Source organism: Apibacter raozihei (assembly GCF_004014855.1).
GTDB classification, from domain to species: Bacteria; Bacteroidota; Bacteroidia; order Flavobacteriales; family Weeksellaceae; genus Apibacter; species Apibacter raozihei.
Window position 1 is genome coordinate 169,410 of the sequence record NZ_CP034930.1, and the last position, 12,199, is coordinate 181,608.

Here is a 12,199-nt window from a genome sequence, read left to right on the forward strand (position 1 = left end):
GCGGGTGCAGTATTGCTTCTTCCAATTCATTTTTGTTGCGTTTGTTTCCACTTTTTACAGATACCTATTTATTCTGATTCGGGTATCAGCTTTGTATCAAATATTTCCAGCTGTGCATGAAAATGTTCCGACTTCAAGATTTCGCCCTTATCCGTTATCATCAGACAACTGTATTCCGGATACTGATTCATCAACTTCATTCCTGATTCAGATCCCAAAACCATTAATGAAGTACTGAATCCGTTGGCCATTTCTGCATTGGGACCTATAACCGTAACACTCATAATTCCCCTGACCGGATAACCGGTGCGGGGATTAATGATATGAGAATATTTTTCACCTTTCAGTACCACATATTTTTCGTAAGATCCTGAGGTGGTTACACTCTCGTTTTGGAGAGAAAATGCTCCCATAATATCGGCCGGATCAAAAGGATTTATTACTCCTATTTTCCATTCTTTACCGGTTATCTGCTTCCCCCAGGCGCTTATATCTCCGGATGCGTTAATTATTCCGGCCGGCACATTTTCTGCTACCATCAATTCTTTTGCTTTATCTGCTGCATATCCTTTTCCTATTGAGCCAAAGCCAATTTTCATTCCGGGTAGTTTTAAATAAATGGTAGAGTTAATACTATCCAGCTCTATATTTTTGTAGCCTATCTTTTTAATGGATTTCCTGATCTGTCCCCGGGTTGGAATTTTCTTCATTGAACCGTCAAATTTCCATACTTTGTCTAAAGCTGCAAAACTAATATCAAAAGCTCCACCGGTCATTTCAGATATATCTAATGCCCTGCGGGTAAGCTGCCATACTTCAGGATCTACTTTAACCGGACGAATGCCTGCATTTTGATTTACCCGGGAAATCTGTGATTCAGGAATCCAGTCGGAAATTAATTGTTCTATGCGATCTATTTCTGCAACAACCTGGTCTATGTGTTTTTCTGCCGTGAGCGAATCTTCTGCTACAATAGTAAAGTCAAAACGACATCCCATAAGTGTTACAGCTCTGTTTCTCTGAACCTGTGCTCCTGCTACTAAAAACAATAAAGAAAAAACACCGATTAAACTTATTTTAATTTCATTTATTCTCATTCATTGGATTCTTTGGGTGTTAATAACAATCTGAAAGTATCTGCCCTTTATTCTTATAATCGATGATTCTTTTCGCATATTTTTCGAACACAATTTCTTCTAAAACCGCTTCCACCTCTGCCTGCATCTGCAAAGCTCCACAAATCATAAGTATTCCGTCATTTTCCAGAAGATCTGCAAAAAATTCTGTATCTCTTCTCACTAAATCCATAACATACCGATGTTCCTGACTTCTGGAATAACAAAATGTATAATCAACTAATTGCTGATTTTTAACCTGCTCATCTAAAAAAATTTTATAGCGACTGGTTATTTCAGTTTCCCTACGAAAACCGCAATAAAGAAAGGTTTCCGTTTTATGGGTATTCTGCTGTACCATTCCTAAAAACGGGGCTATTCCTGTTCCGTTGGCAATTAGTACAACCTTAGAAGCTTTATCAGGAAAGTGAAAGGAGGTATTAGGCATTACGCGTGCATTAAGTTCATCCCCGACCTTACGTTTAATTAAGAATTCCGACGCCAGTCCTCCGGGTAAATATTTTATGGAAAGCTGTATACGGTTATCGACTCTTGCGATGGAATAATACCTTTCTTTTTCATCATTGTCCGGATAAACTACTAATAAGTCTCCGGAAGTATATTTGAGATTCCCCGGATTAATTCTTAACATAAAAGTATTTTCAGAATCTTCAGGAGAAAAAATCTCATCCACTTTCATTTTTTTCAGTCCCTGAGGTACTTTTTTATAAAATTTGGAATCAGCATAAAGTTTCATCAGTGTCTGCTTGTTCCATTCTTTTACCCATGCTGTAAACTCTTCGGGAGATTTATCATTTACCGTATGTATTTTCATAAACGGTTCTCCCCACGATTCTGCCCGTATATTAGTGTTTACAACTTGTGCAAATCCGCAGTAATCTTTATAGGCTTTGGATCCGAATCCTACGACACAGTACTTTAATGGATGATTTTGTGGGTGTTTTTTCAGCAGCAGCTCAAATTTTGAAGCATTTGATGGTGCATCTCCCAGTCCGTAGGTAGAGGTGAAGATAACCAAATATTCAGCCTTCGGAAATTCTTGATACCGATTTAATTCGGCAAGATAGGAATGCTGATTTTGAGCCAGCAACTGCTTATGCACTTGATGGGCAAACCAGAAAGTGCTACCGTTTTCGGAACCTACCAGGAGAATTATCTTACTTTCTTTTGCAGAAAATTTATTTTTAAACTTAGGTACTCTTCTTTTCCACATAATGGTAAAGCCTGAATATATGAAAAACAGGATATAAAGAGACGATATCATAAGTACAGCCGCCCACACGATATGGGTTCTTCCGGTATGTAAATCGAGACTTAGTTCTGTCCAGCGTTTTGTAAGTGGATAATCGGTCTGCGAAATGATAGATCCGTTGAACTGATTTACTTCAATTTCTTTATCTTTTAATTTGATGATATAAAAATCATCGGGTTCTTCGGAAAAAGGAAATTCTATTTTTTGTACTTCTGCAAGTTTTATTTGTTTAAACAGCGGAATATCTTTGCTGTTTATTTTAACCGTTTCTTCATTCTCCGCAGTTGGATTCTGTATCTTTTTATTTTCTGTTTTCGGAAAAAAATTAAATCTTTCCATAGAAAGATAGGTACCTGTCACAGATATTATAATAATTGGTATAAGGAGCAACCTCCCAAATACGGCATGATAGTATTGTGAGAAAGAACTTTTTTTAATTTTGGAAAAGAAACGGGAAAGTTTTTTTTGTCTTTTAATTATAAGTATGCTTCCTGAAACAGCAATAAGGGCCAGTAAAAATGAATTAATACCTATGATCCATCTACCGGTTTCATGTAAAAATAAAGAACGGTGAAAGGAAGTGACCCATTGTATAAAATCACTTTTTTTTTCGGTTTTTCCTATAATTTTGCCATCTAAGGGATTTATATATCCTTCTACATCATTACCTTCTTCATCCAAACCCTGTAATTTTATGTATGAGTTTTCAGTAATTTCCAACTCGGTTATTTCCAAATATTTATTCTGCAAAACAGGAAGCACCTGTGCCAGAGAAATATCTTTTAAATTATGAATACGATTGGGAGAGGTATTTTCTTTTATGGTATTAAAAGCGAGTATGGATCCCGTAATGGAAGCCATACTCAAAAATATGAAAGAAGTTATTGCCAATATTAAATGAGCATATCTCCAAATTGAAAGGGTCATTTTTTATTAAATCTTACTTAAACGTATATAATTAATATATCCTGTACCGCTTAATTTACCTGACATGCCTTCGGTAGTTAAAGGAATTTCCAAATCTTTTGCATGATATTTCTGATCTTCCACTGCTGTTTCAAATCGTAGTTTATATCCTTTATTCATTTTAGAGTTTTCAATTTCCAGCGTGGTTACGCTTCTATCTCCTCCGGTTACAGAAGCTCCTGTTTTTGCATTTACTTCCTTTTTTTTAGAATAAAATTTGTACCATTCTTTCAGACTGTTATACCATCTCTTATCATCCCCCATTACATACAAGGTTTTTTCATACTGTCCTTTAGGGTTTATTAAGGATACAACTATATAAGCTCCTTCACCTATATAATTATTCATTTGTAAGAGACATTTATATTTGGTTGTTTGTGCTGTTCCAAAAACTGATATCATAAGAAACAGACAAAATGCTATTCTTTTTAAGTTATTTTTCATCTTTTTTTATTTAAGAAAATCTACAGATATTTTATTTTGAGTTAATACTTCGTTTTCTTTGGCCAGGTCGAAAGCGGTTTCTCCAAATTCGGTTTTGGCTGTTTTTTGAGCTCCTATGCTCACCAGATATTTTAAGATACTATCGTCTTTTGCAGTCATTGCAGCACGTTGCAAAGCAGTTATTCCTTCATCGTTTACCTGATTTACATTTGCGTTTAAATCAGCCAGTTTTTTTATAAGATTTAAATCCCCTTTTACAACTGCCAGATGATAAATCGTATTGCCATCATGCTGTTTTGCTGAAAAGTCTAATCCTTTTTCTTTAAGGAGATTTAATTTTGCATCGAAATCTTTATTTTGAGGATTGTATGACTGTACAAGGTAATAAGCCAAGCTATTTCCGTTGTTATCTACTAGTTTTATGTCTGCCCCTTTGCTAAGTAATAAGGCTACCATTTCAGCAGTGCTTGATTTTACGGCCTGCGCTAATGCACTTTCTCCCTTACTATTAACTGCATTTATATTTTTAGTTAACGGTAAAAGTAACTCCGTATTTTGAACATCTTTACCTGAAGCACTATTCATAAAGGCTGTATTTCCGTTTTTATCGGTTTTACCTGCATCTACTCCTTTGCTTAAAAAGTAAGTCATTATTTCAGACTGTTTAGGTTTAGTTGCTAAAATATGAAGTACTGTTTGTTGGTTTTCATTGGTAAGTGCAGGATTTATTTTTAATTCTTCTACGAGATACTGAAATACATCTAAGGTATTGGCTGATCTTCGGGTAGCTTCTGCTGCCATGAAAAGTGCCTGATTGGTATATTTTACACCTCGAGCCTTCAGTTTTTTCAGTAATTCAACATTTCCTTTTCTTGCTGCATAATCAAAGGCTGTTCCTCCTTTAGAATCAGTATCTGATAGTGATAATCCCTGAGTAATTAAAAAATCAGTCAGATGAAGATCTGTATCGTATGGAATAGCTAATAATAAAAGGTTAGTACCTTCTTTATATTTCATTTTAGGATCTAGTCCTGCTTTGAAAAACAGCTTATAAATTTCAATATCCGTTTGTCCTGCGTTAGCTGCAAATACCAATGGAGTAAGTCCGTGAGAGTCTTCCAGGTTTATATCGCTTTTTTTCTCAATCAGATATTTAATTAATTCAATATTTCCACGATATGCAGCCCAATGGAGGTATATACGATTGTCGTGGGTTAATTTGTTTACATCATTCCCTTTTTGGCTTAGTAGGTATTTGATGGTTTCCAGAGGAGCATCATTTAAAATTGCTACGGAAACAGCATCAAATTTTCTATCATTAAATTCTACCGGATTATTCCCATTCTTAATTTCTGTTTCCACCACCTGTACTTCAGGTTTGTTTTTCCAGAAATCATTATCTAACAGGGAATTATTTTTTTGAGCGCTCATCCATAAGGATGCCAGGCATAAGATCGTTACTACTATTTTTTTCATTATTTTTTCTTTTAAAAAGTAAAATATAAAAGTATAAAATATTTATGAATATTTTTTATATAGACTAAATAAATATAAGGAAAGATTAAACTCATTCACTTCAAGGCAGATTCCTTGCTATATATTAAGCTAATACACTATAAATGAAATGGGTACAATTTTATTTCGTTTGAGTAGTAAGAACTTTTCATATTAAAATAAACAAGCCAATACGTAAAATTAATACGTATTGGCTTGTTGCTTGTTATTTGTTTCTAAAAAAATGATCAGGGCTCACCTAAAAATATGGAAATAACCTTGTTATTAGTAAAAAGTATTCCAAACCCTATTTCATACCGAACATTATTATCATCTACCAGATTGTTGGAGGAAATATAACCTGTGTAATCTATATTTCTACTTCTCCCCTTCTCTTTTTTAATATCTGTATCAGTAAACCCTCCTATATAATTTTCCACCGTCTTTATTTTAGGCATTCCGGATCCTCTATCACGATAATATATTTTTGTTTGTATTTCATCTCCTATTCTGATTTGAAATTTGTTTTTTTTCCCGAAAGCCAGCGTATTATCTGATAAATCTATACTTGAAACTTTATTATTCAATATAAAGATTTTGTTTTTGTTATAGTAGTAAATTTTCCCATATTCCTCATTTATTTCAAAATAAAAATCTTCGATTTTGGTGGGTTTCCCTAAAACACGGGTTACTTTATCCACAGTATCGTCGTAAGCAATCCCTTGAGACATTACTCCTGGTTTCATAACTATCATCTCAGATATTTTATACTGAGCACTTAAAATACCGCTTAGAAAAAGCAATCCAAACAAGAATGTTTTTTTAATTATTTTTTTCATTTTATTTTGATCCTACCTTTAATTAGCGGCAATCATTATACTGGTTCACCTAAAAATATAGAAACCACTTTGTTTTCATTTAAAAGTATCTCAAATAACACAGTATCATATCTTTTATCATTATCATCCAGAAAGTATTCCGAAGAAATATAACTTGTATAATTTACATCTCTACTTGTCCCCTCATCCTTTACAATATCTGTATCAATGAAATCTCCTATGCGTTCAACCTCTTTCTTTGATTTTGACTTTTTCTGTCCTTCATTTTGTATTTGATCGCCTATAGTTATTTGAAATTTATTTTTTTTTCCAAAAGCCAGGGAATTATCTGATATTTCAAAACACAAAACTTTCCCGTGCAGTATATATATTTTACTATTATTATAATAACAAATTTTACCATAGGTTTGTTCTATTCTATAGTAAACATTTTCTATTTTAACCGGCTTTCCTAAAACACTGATTACTTTTTGCAATGTATCATCGTAAGAAATTCCTTTGGTCAAGATACCCGGTTTCATAACTACCATTTCTGATATTTTGTATTGAGCACTCAAATTATTACTCGTTGCTATTACTCCTAAAAGGAAAATTATTTGAAATATCTTTTTCATTTTTTTATACTAAAAAGTTATAAACAAAATTAAAAAATATATAACAACATATACTATATTGATGTAACAAATATAAAATAATATAAATAAAAATAAATTTTATATTTTATCTAATTGAACACCATTGAATTAGAAATTATTTAATTTTACTCTCTACTTATTATCCGATTCTCCTCTTATTAGGTTTTGTTTTACTTCACCTTCTACTTAGATTTAATCCCCCGGTTACTTTATTTACAGTATTGCTTTAAGGGACTCCTTTTTTAAATTCTTATGGGTTCATTATTATTAATAATGTGTACTGAGCATTTTAAATAATACTTTGAAAAAATTTATCCGAACAAAAAAGCTTTTTTATGATCTTTTAACTCTAATAAAAAAATCTTGGTTGTCTCTTAGGCTTTTACAAATGAGATATTAAACATCCAATATGTAAAATGTAATAATAAAAATAAAGCAGCCAAAAAATTGGCTGCTTTATCCTTATCATATTTGATAAAATGTTAACTATTTAAAATATGAAACGGCTCTGATTTGTTCTGTTTCATTGTTAATCTCAAATCCTTTCACTGCATTACCTGATACAGGATTTATAACATATACGGCAGATTTACCACTTACCGGATTAATAGGTAAATACATTTTACCTTCGTAAGCCAATGGCCACCCGTTACTGGATATTTCGTTATAGGCCGGAAGTCCTTCTACCCATTTAAATTCTTTGCTACTCATTTTTACAATTGCATATCGGGTTGCATTCGCGGTATTTCCTGTATTAGTAGTATCGTTATAAAATTCCAATAAATAATAATCATTACTAACAGGAAATACTTTTCTAAATTTATATCCTCCTGAAGCAGTTTCAATATCAAAGAAATAGTTGGTATCAAAGCTATTTTCACCTTTATTAATTTTTAAAGCTCCTGCTTTTTTTGTTGTCGCATTGCCAGAACCTGCTCCTGAAAATACGTAAGTAAGTCCTGACGCTTCAGAAGCTATCTGAGAATACACAGCACCTCTCCACTGACCTCCTGAATAACTCATTCGCGCATCCTGTATTACAGATTTTATAGTAAAGTTATAATCCATAATCGCTACAACTGCTTCGTCTACTGATGCATATTTAAATGCTGCAACAATTTCATTGTTACCTCTGTCTGCAATTCCTGTAATAGTTGCTTTTTCTTCTCCTATTTTATGTGATTCAAAATCAATAGGCTTATCCATCATGGTAACATTGTCTCCGCTTCTTTCAAATAAATAACTGTTATCGGTACTGGAAACAGCATAAATAAAATTCCCAAAGCTTCCTGTTACTGTAAATCTTCCTGTTGGAAAAGGGCTTCCTTGTAATTCTACCATTTTATTATCGGTTCCGAACTTAAATGCTCTGGCTCCTGATTGTCCTTGCCCCAAATCGGATCCATTCGGATAAATAAATCCCATCAGTGTTGAAGAGTTATTTACCACAATCTGTGTAAATGAACTGGTCGTTTTAACCGCGTTTGAATTTTCAACAATCGCATCGGTTCCTGAATCCAGTCCGTCAACTGTTAAAAAGTAAGTTCCTGTACCTAAACTTCCGGTTCCAGGTGCTGATGATATAACAAATTTACCTTTTACTTCCTGAGGAATAACTTCTGAAGTTGAGTCGTCATTACTACAAGATATGGATATGTAGCTAACTAAGGTACTTAGTAATACTTTTTGAATGAGTTTACATGTTTTCATACTATGTTTGTTTAAATATATTGTGTTTTTATTGTTTTTTAAGTAATGATACTGCCGTAATTCCGCCGGATTCCACTACTAAACCTGATTTTGCAGTTGCTGAAACCGGATCTATGACGTATACTGTTGGTTGTTCGTTCAGCGTAGTAACCGGTAAATATATTTTCCCTTCGTAGCTTAGAGGCCACCCTGTTGCAGATATTTGTTCTTTAGATGGTAAGCCGGTTCTTACCCAGGTAAATTTTTTAGTATCCATTTTAAGTATAGCATATTGAGATGCAGGACTTATGTTTTCGTATTGTAATTCATTATAAAATTCAAGAAGAAAGTAGTCTTCTGTTATATGGAACACTTTCCTGAAACGATATCCTCCTGAAGCTTGTTCTATATTATAATAATAGTCCTGATCAAAACCTGTAGCTCCTTTATTTATACGTAATGCCCCGGCAAGTTTCGTAGTGGTTGTTTCATAAGATCCTGAAAATACGTAGGTATTACCAGCATCGTCCATTGCCAATTGAGAATACATTGCCGAACGCCATCTTCCTGCAGAATAACTTATTCTATCATCAGTATATATTCTTTTTACATTAAGATCTGCATCTAATGCCAGAACATATACTTTATCCGGATCTTCCGGAGTTACCAGAGCGGTTAGAAATTCACCGTTACCTGTGTCTACAATTCCACTGATAGTAGGATTGTAACCGTTCCCCGTTATGTTATCTGTATGCAGAGTTTTTTGGACAATAGACAAGTTAGTTCCGATTTGCTGAATAAAACTGAACACAGCACCGGTTGTTCCGTCCGCCAATGCCTGAGCCCCTCTGGCTGCAATCATATAATCACCAAAGTTACCTACCGTATTATAATTGCTTACCTGAAACCCCATATCTCCTTCTCCTTTGAGTTTTTGGACTCTACCGTTTGAACCTAATACAAATGTGTATCCGGCATAGGTTCCCCCCTGACCGTAAATTAGTCCTGATAATGACTGGTATTTGTAATTTATAAAATGTGTAAACACTCTTCCCACTTCTAATCCGTTTCCGGTGATAGTAGTATTACCTGAGTCCAACTGATCGGATGTTAACATATAAGTTGAGGTTCCCAATGTAGCTGCTATAACAAATTTTTGTGTGAAATTCGGATCTTCGGTTTCGTCTGAAACCGAAGTGCTGTCATCACTTCCACAACTATACATCACTATAAGTCCTGACAGAAGGAATACTATTTTTTTTGTAAATACTTTCATTTTTTCTTTTACTTTATTATTAATTGTTTTTGTTTGATTTATATAAAAAATATCGAAGTTTCAGGTAATAGGCTCTTCCTGGTTTTTGTAAGCTATAATTGTCATAGAGAAACTCATTAGTCAGATTTTTCAATTCTAGTGAAGCATTAAATTTCCCGTTTAAAAATGAATAATTAATCATAAAATCATGAGAAAGCTGTCCGGGTAAAGTATATTTAGAATTTTTCACCCCTAAACTCTCCCAGTTTAAATAAAACTTACCTATAAAATTAAATGTATATCCAATACTTAAAATATTCCCTTTGTTACCTATATTATTTATATAATAAGCAACATCTGCATTTCCAAAAAAATAGGGCACATTAGGTATCCTGTCGTTGTATGTTATGTCTTTTCTGTTACCGCTGGTCGACGAATAGCGTTCTTTGTTTCTAATATCCTGATAGGTAACATTTGCTCCCATCATAAATTTGTTTTGAAAATAAAATTTCAGTTCGGCATCTATTCCTACATTAGTTACTTTTCCATGATTTACATAACTGGCCGTCCCATATTGTTGTTCTATAATTCTGCGAATGTAATCATGGGTATCTCTGTAATATGCAGTCAAATCAACATAAAGTGTATTTTTACTTGAAAATTCTTTATTATAGGTTAGACCTATATTGTAGTTCATTGAATTTTCGGCTTTTAAAATGGTATTTCCTGTCTCTAATACCTCATCTCCGAAAAGTTCATTATCGGTTGGAAGGCGATACGCTTTTTCTATTGAACCTTTCCACTGGTAATCTTTTAAAAACCAAGTAAAAGCAATTCCATACCCTGTGGTATTAAATTTTTCAATTGTTTCTATGTATTTTGTACTATTGGTAACTGTGGATATATTTTTAGGTCCTTTAACTTTCTGATAGTAATATTTTCCAAAAATATCTGCGTTCCATTTATTTTTATAGTTAAATTTGTATGAACCTCCTATTATGTTTTTTATGTTGGTTCTGCGCATGGTATCCTGCACTGAACCCGTTTCGATAATAGCTACCCGATCCGATTGTTTTCTCTCATATGCTGAAATAACATTATTAACAGTAAAAGAGTGCCAATCACTAATTTTATACTGAAGGTTCGCAGTTGCAGATACATTTTGGTTGTAAAATCTTGCTAAGGAATATATGCCTTCTCCTTTTGTTTTTTTGGGTATATAGTTTCCAAGCCAATTGTATTGTCTGGCTACTGTATCAATGTTTTTGTTATAATTTTTATTATAATTTGCGGTTAACCGGAAATTAAGATTTTTAATAACAAAATTCTTTTTTTCATAACTTAATGAAGGCATGATAGTGGTAGCCTCTCTTTTTTTCATACCATAAACTATCTCCATCAAATTCGCATTTTGTATATCTGCAAATTCCTGCCCCAAGGTTACTCCAATTAAAAATCTATCTGCCCATTGTTTATTTACCACTCCTAATTTCACTATTGCTGTCTCATTGTGATACTTTCCATGAAAACGTTTAACCCAATATTTTTCAGAAGAGAATACATTGGTATCCAGATCCAACACGGAAGTTTTCACTTTGTAATTATTATCTGAATAATTTTGAAAAGCATTTAACTGAAAAGTAAAACCAGAGGCAGATGTATATCCTAAGTTTACATTAGTCTTATAGGTATTAAAAGAGCCTGATGAATAGGACAGATCTAAATATGTACTGGATTTGTTAGCTGTTACTATATTTACAACCCCTCCGATAGCATCAGTTCCAAATTCAACAGGGACAACTCCTTTGTAAATTTCTATACGCTCAGCAATATTAACCGGAATATTATTGAGCTGAAAAGCGCTTCCAAAACCTTGCATGGGAACTCCATCCATAAATATCTTTACGTGTCTGCCGGTAAATCCATTTAAAGAAACTGATACATCAGAACCTAGTCCACCTGATTCTCTTATTTTTACTCCGGGGGCTTTTTCTAATAAATGAGCCAAATCTAAAGATGAATTATAAAACGATTTTGCATCTAACACGGTTACGCTAAAAGCGGATTCTTTTATTTTTTGTAATGCAGATTTCCCTTTTATGGTGATATTATCAATTTCTTTATATTTAACCGGTTTTAATTGAGTCTCAATTTTTTTTATCTCTCCTTTTTTAATGGTTAATGATATTTCTGAGTCTTCATAATCTTTATCCATAAATTGTAAAATATAATTTCCTGAAGGAAGGTCTATTTTATAATATCCATGTTTATCTGTTTTAGTTGAAAAATCGGTATCCTTAATCCAGACAAACACATTCGAAAGCAATTTTTGTTCTGAGCTGACAATTCCTTCAACTCTTCCTGTCTGTGAATGTAAATAACTTGAAATTACAAGTATAAAAAGGAGTGGTAAAAATATTTTCATTTAAGAACTATTATTTCTTATTTATTTAATTTATAAATTTGTGTTTAATTTTTGTTTAGACTAA

9 protein-coding genes are annotated in these 12,199 nt (G+C 33.1%); all 9 read right to left on the reverse strand.

The window, feature by feature from the left end:
* Nucleotides 1-68 precede the first annotated feature (68 nt).
* The 9 genes from EOV51_RS00815 to EOV51_RS00855 all read right to left on the reverse strand — a co-directional run bounded on the left by EOV51_RS00815 (nucleotide 69) and on the right by EOV51_RS00855 (nucleotide 12,135).
* Nucleotides 69-1,097: an FAD:protein FMN transferase gene (locus tag EOV51_RS00815; protein ID WP_228427656.1), complete on the reverse strand. Its 1,029-nt coding sequence runs from the start codon at nucleotides 1,095-1,097 to the stop codon at nucleotides 69-71.
* A gap of 19 nt (nucleotides 1,098-1,116) precedes the next feature.
* Complete coding sequence (locus tag EOV51_RS00820) at nucleotides 1,117-3,315, reverse strand: PepSY domain-containing protein (RefSeq protein ID WP_128148875.1); 2,199 nt, start codon at nucleotides 3,313-3,315, stop codon at nucleotides 1,117-1,119.
* A gap of 6 nt (nucleotides 3,316-3,321) precedes the next feature.
* Entirely contained in the window at nucleotides 3,322-3,798 is a 477-nt protein-coding gene (locus tag EOV51_RS00825; RefSeq protein ID WP_128148877.1) for a DUF2271 domain-containing protein, read from the reverse strand.
* A gap of 6 nt (nucleotides 3,799-3,804) precedes the next feature.
* Nucleotides 3,805-5,274, reverse strand: a complete 1,470-nt coding sequence (locus EOV51_RS00830; protein WP_128148879.1) for an ankyrin repeat domain-containing protein — start codon at nucleotides 5,272-5,274, stop codon at nucleotides 3,805-3,807.
* 266 nt (nucleotides 5,275-5,540) lie between these two features.
* Entirely contained in the window at nucleotides 5,541-6,131 is a 591-nt protein-coding gene (locus EOV51_RS00835; protein WP_128148881.1) for a hypothetical protein, read from the reverse strand.
* A gap of 35 nt (nucleotides 6,132-6,166) precedes the next feature.
* Nucleotides 6,167-6,745, reverse strand: coding sequence for a hypothetical protein (locus tag EOV51_RS00840; protein WP_128148884.1), 579 nt, complete (start codon nucleotides 6,743-6,745; stop codon nucleotides 6,167-6,169).
* Nucleotides 6,746-7,252: 507 nt separating this feature from the next.
* Complete coding sequence (locus EOV51_RS00845; protein WP_128148886.1) at nucleotides 7,253-8,476, reverse strand: DUF4374 domain-containing protein; 1,224 nt, start codon at nucleotides 8,474-8,476, stop codon at nucleotides 7,253-7,255.
* A 28-nt stretch (nucleotides 8,477-8,504) separates the two neighbouring features.
* Nucleotides 8,505-9,731 (reverse strand): DUF4374 domain-containing protein, encoded by a 1,227-nt coding sequence (locus EOV51_RS00850; protein ID WP_128148888.1) that lies wholly within the window; start codon nucleotides 9,729-9,731, stop codon nucleotides 8,505-8,507.
* A 19-nt stretch (nucleotides 9,732-9,750) separates the two neighbouring features.
* Nucleotides 9,751-12,135 carry a TonB-dependent receptor gene (locus tag EOV51_RS00855; RefSeq protein WP_128148890.1) on the reverse strand — a complete coding sequence of 795 codons (2,385 nt, stop codon included), beginning with the start codon at nucleotides 12,133-12,135 and terminating at the stop codon, nucleotides 9,751-9,753.
* Nucleotides 12,136-12,199: the final 64 nt, after the last annotated feature.